At 69.9% G+C, this 17,060-nt stretch carries 14 protein-coding genes and 2 pseudogenes; 6 read left to right on the top strand and 10 right to left on the bottom strand.

Features of this window, described 5'->3' with window-relative positions:
- Positions 1 to 6: 6 nt before the first annotated feature.
- Together AB0J58_RS18375 and AB0J58_RS18380 are read right to left on the bottom strand one after the other, a co-directional pair.
- Positions 7 to 639: a hypothetical protein gene (locus AB0J58_RS18375; protein ID WP_364216958.1), complete on the bottom strand. Its 633-nt coding sequence runs from the start codon at positions 637 to 639 to the stop codon at positions 7 to 9.
- Positions 636 to 2,021 (bottom strand): hypothetical protein, encoded by a 1,386-nt coding sequence (locus tag AB0J58_RS18380; protein WP_364216961.1) that lies wholly within the window; start codon positions 2,019 to 2,021, stop codon positions 636 to 638. Before AB0J58_RS18380 ends, AB0J58_RS18375 begins: the two co-directional genes overlap by 4 nt.
- 666 nt (positions 2,022 to 2,687) lie before the next feature.
- On the opposite strand from AB0J58_RS18380, the gene AB0J58_RS18385 reads away from it, so the two are divergent.
- Positions 2,688 to 3,662, top strand: coding sequence for an ankyrin repeat domain-containing protein (locus AB0J58_RS18385; protein ID WP_364216963.1), 975 nt, complete (start codon positions 2,688 to 2,690; stop codon positions 3,660 to 3,662).
- A gap of 7 nt (positions 3,663 to 3,669) precedes the next feature.
- On the opposite strand, the gene AB0J58_RS18390 is transcribed toward AB0J58_RS18385, so the two are convergent.
- Positions 3,670 to 4,062 carry a helix-turn-helix domain-containing protein gene (locus tag AB0J58_RS18390; RefSeq protein ID WP_364216966.1) on the bottom strand — a complete coding sequence of 131 codons (393 nt, stop codon included), beginning with the start codon at positions 4,060 to 4,062 and terminating at the stop codon, positions 3,670 to 3,672.
- A gap of 93 nt (positions 4,063 to 4,155) precedes the next feature.
- Here AB0J58_RS18390 and AB0J58_RS18395 point away from each other — a divergent pair, with 93 nt between their 5' ends.
- Positions 4,156 to 4,827, top strand: a complete 672-nt coding sequence (locus AB0J58_RS18395; protein ID WP_364216969.1) for an NAD(P)H-binding protein — start codon at positions 4,156 to 4,158, stop codon at positions 4,825 to 4,827.
- Between the two features lie 88 nt (positions 4,828 to 4,915).
- On the opposite strand, the gene AB0J58_RS18400 is transcribed toward AB0J58_RS18395, so the two are convergent.
- Positions 4,916 to 6,475 (bottom strand): serine/threonine-protein kinase, encoded by a 1,560-nt coding sequence (locus AB0J58_RS18400; protein ID WP_364216972.1) that lies wholly within the window; start codon positions 6,473 to 6,475, stop codon positions 4,916 to 4,918.
- Between the two features lie 336 nt (positions 6,476 to 6,811).
- Here AB0J58_RS18400 and AB0J58_RS18405 point away from each other — a divergent pair, with 336 nt between their 5' ends.
- Positions 6,812 to 8,662 (top strand): hypothetical protein, encoded by a 1,851-nt coding sequence (locus AB0J58_RS18405; RefSeq protein ID WP_364216974.1) that lies wholly within the window; start codon positions 6,812 to 6,814, stop codon positions 8,660 to 8,662.
- Here the strand turns inward: AB0J58_RS18405 and AB0J58_RS18410 are convergent.
- Positions 8,638 to 9,801 (bottom strand): transposase, encoded by a 1,164-nt coding sequence (locus AB0J58_RS18410; RefSeq protein WP_364216977.1) that lies wholly within the window; start codon positions 9,799 to 9,801, stop codon positions 8,638 to 8,640. The two genes, AB0J58_RS18405 and AB0J58_RS18410, sit on opposite strands and share 25 nt — an antisense overlap.
- Positions 9,802 to 9,840: 39 nt before the next feature.
- Here AB0J58_RS18410 and tnpA point away from each other — a divergent pair.
- Together tnpA and AB0J58_RS18420 are read left to right on the top strand one after the other, a co-directional pair.
- Positions 9,841 to 10,214, top strand: a pseudogene (gene tnpA, locus AB0J58_RS18415) (IS200/IS605 family transposase); the annotation flags it as partial.
- 562 nt (positions 10,215 to 10,776) lie between these two features.
- Positions 10,777 to 10,965: pseudogene (locus tag AB0J58_RS18420) on the top strand (sigma factor); the annotation flags it as partial.
- A gap of 33 nt (positions 10,966 to 10,998) precedes the next feature.
- Here the strand turns inward: AB0J58_RS18420 and AB0J58_RS18425 are convergent.
- Genes AB0J58_RS18425 through AB0J58_RS18445 form a run of 5 tightly spaced genes read right to left on the bottom strand, consistent with a single transcriptional unit; the run spans position 10,999 to position 15,978 of the window.
- Positions 10,999 to 11,736 (bottom strand): DUF1998 domain-containing protein, encoded by a 738-nt coding sequence (locus AB0J58_RS18425; RefSeq protein WP_364216980.1) that lies wholly within the window; start codon positions 11,734 to 11,736, stop codon positions 10,999 to 11,001.
- Positions 11,736 to 12,536, bottom strand: coding sequence for an amino acid ABC transporter ATP-binding protein (locus tag AB0J58_RS18430; protein ID WP_364216983.1), 801 nt, complete (start codon positions 12,534 to 12,536; stop codon positions 11,736 to 11,738). Before AB0J58_RS18430 ends, AB0J58_RS18425 begins: the two co-directional genes overlap by 1 nt.
- On the bottom strand, positions 12,533 to 13,447 hold the full coding sequence (locus AB0J58_RS18435) for an amino acid ABC transporter permease (RefSeq protein ID WP_364216986.1): 915 nt from the start codon (positions 13,445 to 13,447) through the stop codon (positions 12,533 to 12,535). The genes AB0J58_RS18430 and AB0J58_RS18435 overlap by 4 nt, the downstream gene beginning before the upstream one ends.
- Positions 13,444 to 14,397: an ABC transporter substrate-binding protein gene (locus tag AB0J58_RS18440; protein WP_364216989.1), complete on the bottom strand. Its 954-nt coding sequence runs from the start codon at positions 14,395 to 14,397 to the stop codon at positions 13,444 to 13,446. Before AB0J58_RS18440 ends, AB0J58_RS18435 begins: the two co-directional genes overlap by 4 nt.
- A gap of 12 nt (positions 14,398 to 14,409) precedes the next feature.
- Positions 14,410 to 15,978, bottom strand: a complete 1,569-nt coding sequence (locus AB0J58_RS18445) for an amidohydrolase (protein ID WP_364216992.1) — start codon at positions 15,976 to 15,978, stop codon at positions 14,410 to 14,412.
- Between the two features lie 109 nt (positions 15,979 to 16,087).
- Between AB0J58_RS18445 and AB0J58_RS18450 the strand changes: the two genes are divergently transcribed.
- Positions 16,088 to 16,963, top strand: coding sequence for a LysR family transcriptional regulator (locus AB0J58_RS18450; protein ID WP_364216995.1), 876 nt, complete (start codon positions 16,088 to 16,090; stop codon positions 16,961 to 16,963).
- The last annotated feature ends 97 nt before the right edge of the window (positions 16,964 to 17,060 follow it).

The following is a 17,060-nucleotide window of genomic DNA, read 5'->3' on the forward strand; positions in this document are numbered from 1 at the left end:
GGGCGGTCACCGACCAGCGCGGCGGACCTGAGCCCGGTAGTGGTCGAGGACGTCCTGGCGGAGGAGGTGACCGAAGCCCGCGGCCTCGATGCGCAGGCCGAGTTGCGCCTCGGTCACGCCGAGCGCGACGGCGGCGTCGGCCAGGTTCCAGCCGGCCGCGGCGAGCCGGGTCAGCAGATGACCGCGGCGGACCTGGTTCTCCGACAGACGGAACGTCTTGAGGTACGCGAGCCGGCCGGCGCCGTCGGTGACGAGCTCGCCGATGTGGTTCTCCCGCCGACGTTCGAAGGGCGGCAGGAAGCGCAGCCGGTTCCGGTCGGCTCGGCGAGCCATCCGGCGGTGGAACCGCAGCGGCATCCGGCTGGGCGTGCGGTCACGCTCGGCCGGCCCGCGCAGCTGGGTTCCGTACGCCGCGGCGGAGGTGCCGTCACGCGTCCAGCTCGCCACGAACCCGTGCGGAGTGTAGGAGAGGTACTCGGTCCGCGGGTCCACCTCGACGACGCCGGACTCCGCGTCGTAGAGGCGGGCGTCGAGCCGCAGGTCCTCGATCGGCTCCTCGCGGACCAGCGGGACGAGCCGTACGCCACCCCAGACCTGCGCGGGGCGGGTGGTGAGCCCGGTGAGGGCGAGATCTGTCATGCGTCCTCCCGCAGGAACCCCTCGACGCGGCGCGCCAGGTGGGCACGGAGCTCGAAGATCCCGGTGCGCCCCTCCGCGAACCGGGCCAGCTCCACCAGGGCGACCAGGTTCTCGGCGTCCCGAATCCCGGCGGTCGGGACGGTGGGCGCCAGCCGCCGTACGTCGAAGTCGGCGGCGTCGTACACCGGGTTGAGGTGCACGACGGCGCAGCCGTGGTCCGGGTCGAGCCGGGTGCGCCAGATCCGCAGCACCTCTCCCGCGAGCCCCGGCGGTGAGTTGTCCCATCCGTCGGAGACGATGACGAGGCGCCCGGGTTCGCGTTCAAAGCCGTGTTCGAGGCCGTCCAGGATGCGCTCGCCGAGCGGCGTCGCCCCGTACGGATGGACGAGCAGCGCGTCCGTACGACCCGACAGCCACAGCGGCGTGTACTCGGCGGCCAGCGCCTCCAGCAGGAAATGGCAGGCGAGCGCGACGGCGAGCGGACGGCGGCGCTTGTGCCCCGAGCCGTACGCGGAGAAGCTGTCGTCGAGGACGGCGGCCACCGCGCCCCAGCTCCCGGCCTGATCGCCCGCGGTCCGGCGGGCGGCCGCGCGCAGCGCCGCCGTCAGCTCGGCGCGGCGGCGCACGCGATCATCCAGCGAGAGGGCGAGCACGTACGACGCCAGCCGGGTCAGCGGCATCGTGGTGAGGTCGGCCCGCACCGCGTCGACCTTCAGGCCGCGCGCCGACTCCTGCAGGCGCAGCCGCTCCAGCCGGGTGAGCCGGGGCGCGATGCGCTCCAGGAAGGTGGCGCGGGCGATGCGGTGCTTCGCCGCGAACCCCTCCGCCACCGTGTAGGGCAGCCTGTACAGCGCGGCCTGCTCGTAGTGGGCCCGCCGCCAGGTCTCCAGGATCGGTGTGGTGTAGGCGGCCGGCCGGTGCGGGGTGAACAGGAACGGCCCCAGCTCCCCGGCCGGGCTCAGGTGGGCATGGCGGACGGCGTCCCTGACGGCGCCGCGGTACTTCACCGCGTCGAACGCGAAGTCGGGACGGGCGGCCAGCCAGTCCCGCATGATCGCCCTGGTCCGCCGGTTGTTGACCCTGGCGCGGCGCAGCTCGCGAAAGAGCCGGTACACCCGGGGCGGTGGCAGCAGGGCCAGTCGCCGGGCGATCAGGCGCCCCTCGGCCCGACGCTGCCCCAGGTCCGCCTCCCCCGCCGTGACCAGCAGGTTTCGAGCGATCAGTACGGCGTTGTGGTCGTTGACGTCCAGGGCGAGGGTGGCCGCGTACAGGTCGCGGTAGTTGCCCAGCAGGTACTCGTGCAGGAAGTCCAGCGAGAGGCTCTGCTGCTCCGCCCCGGAGTGGAACTCACGCTGGCCGGTGGCGGTGATCGCCGCGTTCACGAACAGCAGGACGTCCTCGGCGGCGATCAGATCCGCACTGGTCTCGATCTCCGCCTCCGGGATGGTGTACGGGGCCGGCCGGGGAATGGGGGCACGAGCTGCGAATCATCGCTTCAAAGGCGGGTCCCGGAAGTCGCACCGAAGTCCCGCGGCCGACCCCGGAAGGCTAGCACCGACATATCCCCTTCTTCTTCCTTATTTCCCGCCACCGCGGGGCCCGTCTCACCATCGGTACGTCCGGATGAACCGGCCCCGGTCACGGAATGGGCGATGCCGGCCATCCTCGACGGTCGCACCACCTGCCCGGACCTACTTCTCCCACCACAAGGGGAAGTGGATGCGCGTGTGCGTCAATGTCGACGGCATCACCCAGTGCGCGACCAACGGCAACAAGACCGGACCCGGCGGAAGCAAGTGGTGGGACGACTGACCTCGATCCAACAGAACGAACCGGGTCGGCCAATGGTCGCTGTTCCGGCAAGCTCGTCAGTGGCCCGCGGAACAGGAGCCACCAGTGGAGGCGACGGAGAACCGTTCCCGGTGAGAACCGGGAGTTGAACCTGACCTCGGCCCTCTGCCCGCTCGGCAGAGGGCCGAGGCGAAACGGCGGACAGTTCGGATACGGCATAATCGCCCTGCCCGTTGCACGCCGATTCGAGGAGCGTCATGACCGGTTCCGGGGCGGCGGGATGGTTCGGCGTCAGCGCGCGTGGCTGGGCTGATCTCGATGTGATCCGCGCCAGGCTGGAAGCGGGCGCCGACCCGAACTCGGGCGCCTACGCCTTCGGCGGCTACGACGGAAAGCCGCTGCACCTCGCGGCCGAGTGGGGAACGCCCGAGTCGGTGACCGAGCTGGCCGGTCACGTCGACGACGTCGACGCCGAGTTCGACGACCGGACCGCCCTGTGGGTGGCCGTCTTCGCCCACCGCCTGGACAACGCCCGCGCCCTGGTCGCCGCCGGAGCGGACCCGTGGCGGCCCATGATGGCCGGCTGGTCTCCTGGACGGCTCGCCCTCGCCGGTCCGGCGTCCGGCCTGTTCCCGATCCCCGCCGGGTACCCCGGCCTGTCCCCCGTCGAGGCCGCGACGGTCGCGGAGGCGCGACGCCTGATCGCCGCGCTGGGGGAATTCGACGAAGAAGGCTTGAGCGTGGCGTGCGTGGCGAACATCAGCGCGGCCGAGGCCGCTCGGCGGTTGGCGGCCCGGCCGGCCGACGACGCCGACGTCGAGGCGACCCTGGACGATCCGTGGTCCGACTTCGACGGCAGTCTGGGGATCGTCGGGGTCACCGACGTTCCCGGCGGATGCGTCGTCACCCAGCCGTGGGGATACGTCCCCTACACGCCCGAAGTGACCCTGCCGCTGTCGGTGGGAACCGTCTGCCACAGCATGGGCGCCAACCCCAAGAGCGGAAACCAGGGGGCCGTGAGCCGCGACGGCGTCCTCGAGGACTCGGACACGCATCCCGGCGGCGGCGACGCCGGTGGACACCTGACGGCCGATGAGATTCTCGCCGAGTACCTTTACCAGGGGGAGTCCGTGGCCTATTGCTGTGCCGCAGCGGGACTGCGGCTGCCCGACGCGCGGGCCGTCGTCGGCCCACCGGATCTGTGGTTGCGGCTACCGGAACGAGACCGCTGATCCCCCTCTACGCCTGTCTCAGCGGTGGTGGGCCGGGCGCGGAGTCGTGCGCGTCGCGGGCTTCGAGGAGGGCGGGGAGGTGCTCCCCGCTCCAGGCGCGTGCGGCCGCGATGAGGGTCAGCAGGCTGCGCCCCAGCGTCGTCAACTCGTACTCGACCCGGGGCGGGTTCTCGTCGTACGCAGTGCGGGTGACCAGACCGTCGCGTTCCATCGCCCGCAAGGTCTGGGTGAGCACTTTCGGGGTGACGCCGCGCAGCGGTCCCCGCAGTTCGGTGAACCGCCGCCGGCCGCCTTCGAGACAGAGCACGACCATCGCGGTCCACTTGTCGCCGATCTGTATCGGCATGGCGCTGGACGGGCACACGGGGTCGAACATCTGCGGGTCCAGGGGTTCGATCATGGACGCGAGGCTATCCCAGTATCTTTGAGGTAACCAGTATCTCCCAGATACCGTCCTGTCCGGCGGCGACCTACGCGGCCGGATTGGAGCGACATGAGCGACATCGTCATCTTCGGGGCAGGGGGCCGGGCGGGACGGGCGGTCACGGCCGAGGCACGTGAGCGCGGACATCGCGTCACGGCAGTGGTCCGGGATCCGGACAGGTACCCCGGCATTCAGGCGGACGGCGTCCGCGTGGTGCGGGGCGACGTCACGGACGCATCGGCGATCTCCTCGATCGCGCTCGGCCATGACGCCGCGGTTCAGGCGGTGAGCCCGTTCTCCGGCCCGGAGCAGGGCTTCGCCGACCTCGACCCGCGGTTCTTCGTGAAGGCGGCCGACGCCCTGCTGCACGGCCTGGCCGAAGCGCGCGTGCCCAGGCTCGTCCTGGTCGGGCTGTTCGCGAACCTCCGCGACGCCCACGGGCGTCCGGTGATGGACGACCCCTCGGTCTTCCCCGCTGAGATCCGGCCGTTCGCCATCGCGCACACGGCCGGTCTGGACCGGCTCCGCGAGGCTGGGGACACCGCGGTCGACTGGCTCATGCTGACCCCGCCCGCGCTGCTGGAATCGACGGGCCCCAGAACCGGCCGCTACCGGATCGGGGGAGAGAGCGTGCCACAGGCGGCATCGGCGCACCTGTCCTACGCGGACCTCGCGGTGGCGGTGATCGACGAGATCGACACACCACGACACCACCGCACCCGCGTCTCCGTCTTCGACTGAGCCGGGCACAGCACTTTCCCCGCGAGCGACCAGAGGCCGCTGAAACGAGGCCGTACGGCACGGCTGTGGACGCGACCTCGCGGGGGCGTCATCGATCGTCGAGGCCTTCGAGGATCGCGCGGACCTTACCGGCTTCGGCGTGCTGCGGACCGTATCTCCGCTCCAGGTCGCCCAGCAGGTCCTCCAGCGTGCGTCTGGCCTGGGCCCGGTCGCCCGAGCCGAGTTCCACCAGCCCGATCTGACGCCGGAGTTCGAAGATCCGCTCCTCGTCGGCGCCGAATCGCCTCTCGTCGGCCAGGAGCTCACGGAACTGCTTCAGGGCGAGACTCATCTCCCCGACCGCCGCGTGGCAGTTCGCCTCCATCAACCGGCATCGCAGTGCGAGATTGTTGCCCGGCCCCTCCACCCTGGCGACATCGGCCGCCAGCCGATGGAACTCGGGCGCCGCCCGGCGGTAGTCCCCGCCGAGGAAGAGCGCCTCGGCGAGCTCGATCCGCAGGTCCACCACCTCGGAGCTGGCCGAGCCGAACGAGCCCTCGGCGGGACGCATCACCTCCGCCAGCACGTCCGCCGCCTGGGTGAAGCGCGATTCCACCTTGAGCTTCCTGGCATCCCTACGGGCGCGTTCGAAGTCATCGCGTCCGATCTGCGCAGATTCTCCGGCGAGCCTGATCCGCGGCGGCCGTACCGGATCGGCGGGCCGGCGGTTCCGGTTCGCTCCCAGGGGAGCGACGCGTCCGACGACCGCGGCGTACATGCGCACCGGGTGCGGCGCGTCCAGGTTCACGTAACCGGGAAAGGGCGGCAGCTCGCGGCAGAAGTCCAGCAGCCGCTCGTAGACCACCTCCGCGGTGGCCGGCCGTTCCTCGGGCGACTTGGCGAGCAGCCACAGGACCAGCCGCTCCAGACCTTCGGGGATGCCCTGCCTTCTGGCGCGTAGCGGCCGGGGCGGGACGTCCGTGTGGTTGCGCATCGAGGCCAGCGCGGTGGGGGCGGCGAACTGGTTCTCGCCGGCGAGCATCTCGTCCAGGATCACGCCGAGGGAGTAGAGGTCGCTCTGCGGGCCGGCGACTCCGGTCGTGGCCTGCTCCGGTGCCATGTACGCCGGTGTGCCGAGCACCTCGCCCGTTCTGGTGAGCCGGGTCGTCTCCGCGCCGGCCCGGACGGCGGCGATCCCGAAGTCGAGCACCTTCACCGTGCCGTCGGGGCTGAGCATCAGGTTGGCGGGCTTGAGGTCGCGGTGTACCAGCGAGTTGGCGTGGGCCACGGCCAGCACCGAGCAGACCTGGGCGGCGATCGCCACCGCCCAGCCGACGGGCACCTCCGTCTCGTCGAGGAGCGCGGAGACGGAGGCGCCGTTGACGAGCTGCATGACGAGGTAGAGGTCGTCGCCGTGCGATCCGCAGTCGTAGACCGTGGGAACCCCCGGGTGCTCAAGCCGGGCGGTGATCCGTGACTCGCGCACGAAGCGTCTGGTCAGTTCCTCGTCGCTCCGGCCGTCGGGCAGTTTGTCGGCCCTGATGAACTTGATGGCGATCGGCCGGTCGAGGCGCTTGTCGTAGCCGAACCAGACCTCGCCCATTCCTCCCGAGCGACGCGACAGGGGGTCCAGCTCGTAGCGGGCTCCGATGATCGTCCGCCTGCTCAAAACCGCCCGCCTTCCAGAGATGTCGTGAATCCCCGGGATCTTCCGAGGAGACGCATAGGTTGATCGGCCGGACCACGGCTCGCGTTCCAACTAATGAGTGATTTCGTCGGCTAAAAGTGAATGATATTCAGAAGAACAGCAGATCGGCGGTGTCCGAGGCGTCGGCGGCGTACTCGGGGTCGGTGAGCGGCTCGATGTCGAAGCAGACATGAATAACATTAACGGATATATGAGGATATTTCTCGCCGAATACTCCGTATCCTCTGATCGGCGGGGCGGGACCGCTCGTTCCGCCGTGTCCGCCGGTACGGCGGTGCCGCGCTAAGATCGCGCATCGTGCTTTCGGATAATTTCTGGCGGATTATCAGGATTGGATTAGTAGGTCTGGTTCTTGCGGCGGCGGTCGCGGGCCTGGTGCTCGGCGACGCCTGGCTCTGGGTGGCCGTCGAATGGTCGCCGCCGGCCTATGCGGGCTTCTACGCGCCCGGCGGGTTCGACACCCCGACGACTGTGACGCTGCTCGTGGCCGCCCCGGTGAAGGCCGCGCTCCTGTGGCTGATCCTGCGTGCCCCCGCGCCCGGACCGCTGAACCGCCGGGAGAAGGCACTGCGCCGGCTGCTGTACCTGGCGGTGGCGTACGCCCTCGTGCTGTGGTACCCGATCGCGCTGCTTCCCGACGCGGTCGACGCGGCGTTCCAGCTCGCGCTGTGGACCGCGATCGACGTCCTCTACCTGTTCGTCATCCGCTGGCGATCCCGCATGCTGCGCGCCGCGGCCGGAGCGATGTTCGCGGTCGAGCTGGCCGGAATGGCCGACGAACTGCTCGACGAACTCGACCTCCCTGAGCTCGGGTCGGGCGACATCGTCGCACTGGGCCTGATGCTGGGCGGAGTGGCGGCGACCGTCATCACGGTCGTCGGGCAGCGGCGCGACGGCCGGTGGAGCCTCGGCACGCAGGTCGCCGGGTGGTTGTCGGTGGGCGTCTACGCGCTGACGATCCCGCTCAACATTCTCCTCGCGAGGATCTCCAGCGGCAGTCTGGCGATGCTGGTCACAATGGACGCGGTCGGGCTCGTCGGCACCGTGTGGATCGCGGCGACCGCCCGTGAACTGCCCGTTGAGGGCCGCCCGGCGGACCTTCCACCCGCGCGGCGGCGCGTGCCCCGCGTGGCGGTGGCGGCCGTGGCCGTACTGCCGATCATCGCACTGGTCCACCCGGAGCAGACCCCGCACCTCACCTACACCGGCTGGTCGATGGACTGCTATGACCGGCCCAGCTTCGGCGACCTGAAACCCGCGGAACGCGACGCCGCGTTCCTGTGCCGGGCGCGGAACACAGATGGCGGGGTCCCGCCCATGTTCCCGGACAGCCTGTCGGACCAGGGAGTCCTCGCGTACGGGCGGGCGCTGTGCCGTGCGAAGGACCGCGACGAGCAGGAGGCGATTCTGACGCGGGCCGGGAGCGCGCGGCCCGCCTGGGGCGCGGACCCGTGGGACCTCGTCTACGTCTGCCCGGAGATCGTCGGCGCGACCCATCCCGAACTGCTGCGGTCGACCGCGGAGACGGAGGCGGCGAACACCGCCTACATCGCCGAGGAGAACGCGAGGTGCCGCGACCCGTGGCCCCGGACGAAGGGTGTCGTCCAGGCCACGGCCAAATACTTCCTGTTCGCCGACGGCGATCACGGCTATCTGGTCCACGACCCCGGAGACGAAGCGGTCGGCGAGGCGGCGGAACGGGCGATAGACAAGCTCTACGACGACCGCACCCTCATCGGGGTGGCCGGCAGCGCGGTGCTCGTCGGGCACGTCGCGGACGTCATTGATCTGTGCCTTACCGTGAAGGCCCTCCGCACCGCGCCACCACGGCGGATGACCGGGTGGGACCAGGTCAACGAGGTGCCGATCGTCAGCCGCAGCGGCCGGCTCACCGTGCCGGAGATGGGCGAGGGCGGAGAGGTGGGCGCGGGCGCCCCGATGCCGAACCTGGCGATCGCGGGAAAGGGCCGCTACCGGCTCCGTGTCTACGTGCGGGTCAATGCAGGAGAGGAGCAGCACCTGGTCGTCGTGTTCCCGGGCGCGTCGAGGAAGAGGCTCAAAGTCAGCTTCTCGGCCGTGAACGACCGAGCTTGCAGCTCCTCGCCGTCGATGGGTTCGACGGTTCAGGCCGCGTCGTCGGCAGCGTGACTCACTGCCCAGCCCGCCACCCCGCGCGAGGCGATGTTGCGGGCCGCGTTGACGTCGGCGTGCTCAGCGAAGCCGCACGACGTGCAGGAGAAGGTCGCCTGGCCGGGCCGGTTCCTCTTGTCCACGTGCCCGCACGATGAGCAGGCCTGCGAGGTGTGGGCCGGATCGACGTGAATCACGGCGACGCCCTGGCGGGCGGCCTTGTAGGCGATGAAGGAGCCGAGCTGGTGGAAGCTCCACGAGTGCAGTGTGACCCGCTGGGGCTTGCGGAGCCGTACCCGGTCACGGATGCCCTGGAGATCTTCCAGGGCGATGCCTTGCCCGGTGCGTGCAGCCTCGGTCACGATCTGCTTGGCGATGGTGTGGTTGGTGTTCGCGGCGAACCGGGCCTCGGCCCGGCGACGCCGCTTCAGCAGCCGTTTGGCGGATTTGGTCTGCTTCGCCTGCAGGCGGCGGCGCAGCTCGCGGTGGCGGTGGCGGACCGCGTTCAGGGCCTTGCCGCTGTGGCGAACCCCGCCACTGGTGGTCGCGATGTTCGCGATCCCCAGATCCACCCCCAGGAATCCATCCGGGGCGGCGACCGGCCGGTCGGGAATGTCACAGGTGGCGATCAAGAACCACATGCCGTCGCGGTACAGCAGGTCCGATTCGCCCTTGCGGTAGACGGCCAACGTCTGGAGTTGCTCGGCCGAGGCGGTGAACGCCACGCTCTTCATCCGCCCGCGCGTGGTCCAGATCGACACTGTGCGCGCGTCCATCTGCCAGGACAGGCAGCGGTCGTCGAACGGCTGGGCCGCACCGGGACGAAAGACGATCGGTTTGGCCAGGGCCCGCTCGCGCCGCGCGGAGCCGGGCCTGCCCACGTTGCCGTTGCGGACATTGGCGTGCAGCGTGGCGTAGGCGTCGGCGACCTTCTTGATGACATGCTGCGCGGCTTGGGCCGCCAGCCGGTAGTCGTCCTTGATCTGCCCATAAGTGTGCCGGCGCAGGTCGTAGTTACGAAACACCCGCCGGTGGTGGGCGAGCGCTGAGGCCCAGGTGGCCGCGGCGTTGACCACGCACAAGGTCGCCTCCAGCGCCGCCGCCTGCTCAGGCGTCGGCAGGAGTCTCACCTGCACCACCAGCTTCACAACGCCCAAACTATCCTTTGGCCCATGTCACCGTGATAGGAATCCGACCTGCGCCGGGGCCGAACCGTTGTCCGCACGCTGCACGCGCATTCGGTCTTCACACCCGGGTATCGGTGCGGGGTCTTCACCGGCGAACCGCCGCGTCGCCGCGAAGAAATCATGATCGAGGTATGCGGCTTGTTGAGTTCAACGGCGAGCGCGACCATGTCCGCCTGCTCGTCGGCTGCCCGCCCAAGGTCGTCCTTGCGGCCCTGGTCGATTCCCTCAAGGGCGTCTCGGCCCGCCTGCTGCGCAAGGAGTATCCCGCTGTCCACAGGTATCTGCGGGGCGGCCGCTTGCGGTCTCCGTCCTACGTCGCCGCCTCCTGCGGCGGCGCCCTTTTGAGCCTTATCAAAAAATACATCGAAAACCAGGAGCGCCCGGACCAACGACCGGACGTTCACAACCCCAGGACCGGGAAGCGATTCCTCCCGGGCGTGAACGCCCGGGGTTCCCCGCTAGATAACGCTGAAGGCGTCCCGGGCGCCGACGGGGCGGTGGCCCGGGTGTGGGCGCTGACGTGCCCACAGATCGAGCAGACCGACCCCTGGCGGTCCGCGCGCTGCGAGTGCTGGCCCGCTACGCGCCCGAGGACCTGCCGCGCCGAGCATGCCCATTGGGCGAGGTACGCCAGATTCTTAGCTTGGAGGCAATGGTTTCGGAGACGGTGAACGACAGCAGCGACGCCATCGCGAGCACCGGTCTCTTCTACTACGGCTTCCACGTCATCGACGGAATCGGGATCCTCCCCTTGTCGCAGGGCCTTGGCATCGGCTATCTGGGCTCTGTCGGCGTGGACATCATGCAGGTGCTGTGGGATGCCGAAGTCGTCGTGCTGGCCTTCGCGCTGCCCGTGCCCATGGTGGCCGTGGCGGCCTTGCTCCGGCGAAGGTGGCGGGATCGAAACACCCTGGCCCTAGGAGTCGTTCTGGGAATTCTCGCGGGATGTCCTTGGCCGATCGGCTCTGCCTTCCGAACAATCGAAACCGCTCGGGGGGCGACATCATCGAGGAGCTGTACCGCGAGCACTGGCCGCTCGTGTGCGGGTTCCTCCTGCGCAGGACCCGTGATCCGCATCTCGCCGAGGACCTGGCGCAGGAGACGTTCATCAAGACGACCAGGGCACTGCCCGGCTGGCGGGGGGGGAGAACGCGGCGGCGTGGCTGCTCACGATCGCGCGTAACGCCCTGGTGGATCACGTACGCAGGAGCCACCGCGAGCCGGCCCTCCCGAACCCCGACGAGCTGGGCGTGCCGCCACTTCAGTCGAGGGGACCCTGAGCTTATCGGCGATCGCCTCCGACTCCTCGCCGGCCCTCATCATGGCCGCCGGCTCGGAAACGAGTCCGAGGTGGCTTTTCAGCAGCACGGTCGGCACATCGACGTCGCGGACAGCCAGGTCACGGCTGTCGCCTTTCGCGTCGGCCCACACGCCGTCAGCGAGGTTGAGCCGCTTCACATGGCTGTCGACTGGCGCGATATCCGAGTCGTAGCTGGACACCCTGGCATGAGCCGCCTTCACGACTCCGTCCAGGGCCCGGGCGATGCGGAGCACGCTGCCCGCTCCCCCGGGCACCGCGTCGAACATGACGAGTCCGATCCGGTTGCCCGGACGCGCGTACAGCGCGCCGCCGATGTCGTCGCGGCTCAGTTCGAGTTCCTCCGCCGCCCCCTCCGGCATCGCGTAGAGCAGCGAGTGCCGGCTCGCCGTGTTGGTGGCGAGCGGTACGACGAGGTGGTCGAAGTCCAGCGCCAGGATGTCGGTCTCGTAGGGGTGGGCCGGCGAGCGCCGCCGAAGTGTTCCGGTGCAGTCCGTGCCACTCAGCGGGTGCGACTGGGACCGGCTCCGGCAGCCGGGGGAGGGGCACCGCGCGTCGACGGCCGCCCCGGCCATCTGACGGAGCACTACCGTAGCTCCTGGCGCTCCTTCGGGTGGAGCACGCTGGACAGGAAGGCCCTGGTCCGTTCGTGACCCGGGTTGGCCAGGAGTTCGCGGGGCCGGCCCCGCTCGACGACCACGCCGTCGGCGAAGAAGGTCAGCCAGTCGCCGACCTCCCGGGCGAAGGCGATCTCGTGGGTCACCACGACCATCGTCATCCCCTCGGCGGCCAGGCCCTTCATGACCTCCAGCACCTCGTCGACCAGCTCCGGGTCCAGGGCGGAGGTGGGCTCGTCGAACAGCATCAGCGCCGGGTTCATCGCCAGCGCCCTGGCGATGGCCACCCGCTGCTGCTGGCCACCGGAGAGCTGGTGGGGCCGCTTGTGCGCGTGGTCGGCCAGGCCAACCCGCTCCAGGTGCTCCATGGCCAGCACCCGTGCCCGGTCCGCCGGGGTGCCCAGGACGTGGACGGGGCCGCAGGCGACGTTCTCCAGCGCGCTGTGGTGGGCGAACAGGTTGAAGCGCTGGAACACCATGCCGATGTTCCTGCGGAAGGCGGCGAACTCCTTGGGCGTCCAGGGGTGGTACCTGCCGCCGCGCAGGGTGTGGCCGACCTCCTGGTCGAGCACCCGCAGGCTGCCGTCGAGCACCGGCTCCAGTCCGTTGATGCACCGCAGGAACGTGGACTTGCCCGAGCCCGACGGGCCGATGACGCAGCTCACCTCGCCGGCGGCCACGGTGAGGTCCACGCCGTTGAGCACCTGCACCTCGCCGTAGCTCATCCGGACGCCCGAGGCCCGTACGACCTGCTTGTCCGGCGCGTTCATGCGGCCGCCTTCGGCAGGATCCTGGCGGCCAGGCCGCCGCCGCGCACCAGCCGTACGGCCTCGGAGCCGAAGCGGCGTTCCAGTCTGCCCTGCAGGAAGGTCGCCACGGCGGTCATGAGCATGTACCAAAGGCTCGCCACGATCAGCAGCTCCATGATCAGATTGTTCACCTTGTAGATCTGGCTGGCATTGGTCATCAGGTCGTGCCCGGCGACCACGTAGACCAGCGAGGTGGTCTTCAGCATGGAGATGAACTCGTTGCCGGTGGGCGGGATGATGATGCGCAGCGCCTGGGGCAGCACGATGACCCGCATCCGCTTGGCCGGGGTCATGCCCAGCGCGTACGCCGCCTCTGTCTGGCCGTTGTCGACGGCCTGGATCCCGGCGCGCACGGTCTCGGCGAAGTAGGCCGCCAGGTTCAGCCCCAGCCCCAGCATGGACGCGGTGAAGCCGGTCATCACCTCGTTGGTGTCCCACTTGACGCCGATCATGGTGAACGGGATCTTGAGCACCAGCTCGGGGAACAGGAATGCCAGGTTGTACCAGAAGATGAGCTGCACCAGCACCGGCGTGCCACGGAAGAACCAGATGTAGAACGTGGCCAGCCCGCTCAGCACCGGGTTGTGCGCCAGCCGCATGATCGCGACCAGCACGCCCAGGATCAGCCCGAGGACCGTGGCCAGGACCGAGATCTCGATGGTCACCCAGACCCCGCTCAGGATCCGCTCGTGGAACACGTACTCGGCGACCTTGCCCCAGTCCAGGTTCGGGTTGGCCACGATGAGGTAGGCCAGCTGGGCCGCGACCGCCAGTGCGACCGCCGCGGCCAGCCAGCGGCCCCAGTGCCAGGTCCGCGCGACGGGGATCGGCCTGCCCGACGCGTCGGTGATCGGTTCGGTCCGCACGGTCACTTACCGCCGTTGATCACAGCGGACTGGACGGCCAGCTTGTCGAGGTTCCACGCCGCGAGCAGCTTGCCGTACTCCCCGCTCTGGATGAGCGCGTCCAGCGCACCCCTGACGGACTCGATGAGCTCCTTGTTGTCCGGCTTCATCCCGATGCCCCACGGGCTCTCGGTGCCTTCGAGGGCGATCGCCTCCATGGCGAGCTTGGGATCTGCGGACTTGTAGGCGGCCACCACGTAGTCGGTGACGGTGGCCTGCGCGCGACCGTTGCGCACCTGGAGCATGGCCTCCGTGTCGCCGGGGAACTTCAGGATGTTCACCGCGGCCTTGCCGTCCTTCTTGCAGTCGGCGTCGTAGTTCTCGGCCAGCTCCATCGAGGAGCCGTTGTCGACGACGGAGACGGTCTTGCCGCAGATGTCCGCCGGCCCGGCGATGCCGGCCGGGTTGCCCTTCTTGACCAGCAGCGCCGAGCCCGCCTGCACGTAGTCGACGAAGGTGACCTGTCCCTGCCGCTCGGGGTTGTCGGTCATCGAGGAGATGACGAAGTCGTAGCGACCGGTGAGCACCCCGGGGATCTGCGAGTTGAACTCCTCGTCGGTGATGGTCACGTTGACGCCGAGCTTCCTGGCGATGGCCCTGGTCAGGGCGGGGTCGAAACCGATCGCCGTCTTGCCGTCACTGGCGAACATCTCCATCGGCGGGTAGCCCATGGAGGAGACGACCTTCAGGCCGGCGGACTTCACGTTCGCCGGAGCCTTGGCGGCGAGGTCCTTGTCGGGGGTAATGGCGTTGATGACGTCGGCCGCCTTCTCCTCGGTGGGAGCCGGGTCGAGGACGACGTCCGGCGCCGCGGCCGCCGCGTCGGACGGGCCGCCGTCCAGGGACTGGGCGCCGCAGGCCGTGGTGGCGGCCAGCAGTGCGCCGGCGGCGAGCGTGGTGAGAATCCGGGTGTTCAAGGGGGTGCTCCTTCAGGAGTGCTGCCAGCGGACTTCGCCGCCGACGACAGTGGTCATGACCTTGGTGCGCAGCACCGCGTCTGGCGACTCCACGAAGGGGTCGGTGTCCACCGCGATGAAGTCGGCGAGCTTGCCGGGAGCGAGGACGCCCTTGCGGTCCTCCTCGCCCGCGGCGTAGGCCGCGCCGAGGGTGTGGGCGGTGAGGGCCTCGCCCATGCTCAGCCGCTGCTCGGGCTGCCAGCCACCGGCGGGCGTGCCGTCGGTGCGGGTACGGGTCACCGCGGCGTACAGCGCGGCGAAGGGGTTGGGGTGCTCGACCGGGGCATCTGAGCCGAAGGCCAGCGCGACGCCGACGTTCAGCATCCCACGCCAGGCGTAGGAGGCCAGCTCGTGCCCGGCCAGCAGGGAGTCGACCAGGTCGATGTCGCTGGTGCAGTGCACGGGCTGCATCGAGGCGGCGATGCCCAACCTGGCCATCCTGGTCAGGTCGCCGGTCCGCAGGTGCTGGGCGTGCTCGATGCGGTGCCGCAGCCCCGCCGTACGGCCGACGGCCTCGTAGGCGTCGATGACCAGGTGGTTGGCCTGGTCCCCGATGGCGTGCGTGGCCACCGCGATGCCGGCCCCGGCGGCCGTGCCGAACAGCTTGACCAGGTCCTCGTACGGCGTGACCGCGATGCCCACGTTGCCCTGCTCGCCGGCGAAGGACTCGCCCATGTGGCAGGTGTGCGAGCCCAGCGCCCCGTCACTGAAGATCTTCACGGGCCCGGTGCGGAACCAGTCGTCGCCCTGCCCGGTGCGGCGCCCCTCGGCGATGGCCGCCTCCAGGTGGATCATCGGGATCGCCTTGTGCACGCGCAGCTTCAGCTCACCGGCCTCGCGCAGCTCCAGGTAGGCGGCCCGACAGTCCTCGCCGTCGATGTCGTGCACGCTGGTCAGACCGAGTGCGAGCAGTTCCTCCTGGGCGGCGCGGAGCTGGTCGCGCAGGTCGGCGGAGACCATGAGGTTGCGCAGCGGGTAGGAGGCCGACTCGCGCAGGATTCCGGTGGGCTCCCCGCTCGCGTCCCTGACGATCTCACCGCCCACCGGGTCGGGGGTGGTGGCGTCGATGCCGGCCAGCCGCAGGGCGGCGGAATTGGCCCACACCGTGTGGCCGTCGACGCTGGGCAGCGCGACCGGCAGCTCGGGGCAGACCGAGTCCAGCGCGTACCTGTCCGGCTGCGCCGGCGGATCCCAGGTGTTGCTGTTCCACCGGCCGCCGAACAGCCAGGCGCCCGGTCGCAGCCGCGCCGCGTGCGCGGCCACCATGGTCAGCGCTTCGTGCAGGGAGCGCACGTCGCGCAGGTCCACCGCGTCCAGGCTCTGGGCGTACTGCGCGGTGTGGATGTGGGCGTCGTAGAGCCCTGGGAGCACGGCGGCGCCCTCCAGGTCGATCAGCTCCGCTCCCCGGCCCGCGGCCTCGCGTACCTCCGCCTCTTCGCCGACGGCCAGCAGCCGCTCGCCGTCCACGGCCATGGCCCGGGCCAACGGGTTGCCGCTGTCTCCTGTGCGGATGGCGGCGTTGCGGTATACGCGGATGCTCATGTGACTCTCTAGGGCTCGGTTGACGGTGACCATCACTGTAGGAGTGGCAGAAAGATGTCGGAAGCGCTATAAACACGACATTTAGCAACCCTGAGCACAAGGAACCCTTATGCTGAAGCCGGAACACCTGCGCACTCTCCGTGAAGTCGTTCAGCTGGGGTCCTTCGCCGCCGCCGCCAACCGGCTCGGCTACACCTCATCGGCCGTCTCCCAGCAGATGGCCTCGCTGGAGCGGGAGATCGGCGTGAAGCTGTTCGCCCGCTCCGCCCACAGCGTGCTGCCCACCAGCGCCGCCGAGGTGCTGGCCAGGCAGGCGGAGACCGTACTCATCGACATCGAGCGCATGGTCGCCACCGTCCAGGCCGTACACAGGAACAGTGAGCGGCAGATCCGCCTGGGCATCTTCCCCAGCTTCGCCGACGTGCTGACCGGAGTCCTGCGGCGGATGGAGCCCGAGGAGCGCGCCGGCATCAGGGTCTCCGTCGCCGAGTCCTCCCAGCTCATCCCACGCCTGGGCGCCGGCGGCGAGATGGACGCGGCGATCATCTACCAGGTGGGGAACTCCGGCCTGTCATGGCCGTCGGCACTGGGCCGGCGCTGGATCGCCGAGGACCGCTACAAGCTCGTCCTGCCGCGCAGCTGGCCCGACCTGGCGCCCTACCGGGTCGAGCACCTCGTCGACCTGCCGTGGATCATGCACCACCCGGCGACCAGCGACGCCTCCCTCTTCGAAGGCCTGTTCGCCCACTGGGGCCTGCACCCCCGGGTGGCCTGCCACTCTGACGACTTCAAGATCACCATAGCCATGATCGGAGCGGGGATGGGCGCCGCGCTCGTCCCCGACCTCGCGCTGCGCGGGCACGGCCCGGACATCGTGGTCGTCGACGTGCCGTGGCTGAACATCAGCCGCAGCATCTTCACCCTCGTCCATCCCGACCGCGAGACCGCCCGGCTGCAGTCCTTGCTGGACGCGCTGACGGTCTGACCGCTCCCGCGCACTCGACTGGACATGGTGGATCTGCCAGCATGTGCCGGATTACGGGCGCAGCCGGTGACGGACCCGGCGCGCCGGGTCCGTCACC

It is taken from the genome of Streptosporangium sp. NPDC049644 (assembly GCF_040675205.1).
Classification (GTDB): Bacteria; Actinomycetota; Actinomycetes; order Streptosporangiales; family Streptosporangiaceae; genus Streptosporangium; species Streptosporangium fukuiense.

What these genes read in the sequence shown, in the direction of transcription:
- AB0J58_RS18375 (WP_364216958.1), bottom strand. Translation starts at nt 639, where the DNA reads ATGACAGATCTCGCCCTCACCGGGCTCACCACCCGCCCCGCGCAGGTC.
- AB0J58_RS18385 (WP_364216963.1), top strand. Translation starts at nt 2,688, where the DNA reads ATGACCGGTTCCGGGGCGGCGGGATGGTTCGGCGTCAGCGCGCGTGGC.
- AB0J58_RS18390 (WP_364216966.1), bottom strand. Translation starts at nt 4,062, where the DNA reads ATGATCGAACCCCTGGACCCGCAGATGTTCGACCCCGTGTGCCCGTCC.
- AB0J58_RS18395 (WP_364216969.1), top strand. Translation starts at nt 4,156, where the DNA reads ATGAGCGACATCGTCATCTTCGGGGCAGGGGGCCGGGCGGGACGGGCG.
- AB0J58_RS18430 (WP_364216983.1), bottom strand. Translation starts at nt 12,536, where the DNA reads ATGAACGCGCCGGACAAGCAGGTCGTACGGGCCTCGGGCGTCCGGATG.
- AB0J58_RS18445 (WP_364216992.1), bottom strand. Translation starts at nt 15,978, where the DNA reads ATGAGCATCCGCGTATACCGCAACGCCGCCATCCGCACAGGAGACAGC.
- AB0J58_RS18450 (WP_364216995.1), top strand. Translation starts at nt 16,088, where the DNA reads ATGCTGAAGCCGGAACACCTGCGCACTCTCCGTGAAGTCGTTCAGCTG.